Here is a 247-nt window from a genome sequence, read left to right as displayed (position 1 = left end):
CGCTGTTTCACGGTGAGCGCATTCATGTGGCCGATGCCTTGGAAGCGCCGCAAGCCGGTGGTGATACCCAGGAAGACCTGGAGCGCGTTCGGCGCCTGCTGGGGGCCTGAGGCGCGTGTTGTTCGTGTGCCTGGGCAACATTTGCCGTTCGCCCTCGGCCGAGGGCGTATTCCGCCAGCAACTGCATAACGCCGGGCTTGATGGCCAGGTGCATGTCGACTCTGCCGGCACCGGCCCGTGGCACGTC

At 66.0% G+C, this 247-nt stretch carries 1 protein-coding gene and 1 pseudogene; both read left to right on the top strand.

All coding sequences use genetic code 11. The annotated features are described in order from the left end of the window. Positions 1-110, top strand: a pseudogene (locus AC0IW7_RS24940) (3-deoxy-manno-octulosonate cytidylyltransferase); the annotation flags it as partial. Then, the coding region (locus AC0IW7_RS24935) for an arsenate reductase/protein-tyrosine-phosphatase family protein (protein ID WP_471821534.1) at positions 107-247 on the top strand (141 nt) is incomplete at its 3' end. The pseudogene AC0IW7_RS24940 and the gene AC0IW7_RS24935, both read left to right, overlap by 4 nt.

This window comes from Pseudomonas sp. AC229 (assembly GCF_979254655.1).
This window is presented reverse-complemented; position numbering and strand designations above follow the sequence as displayed.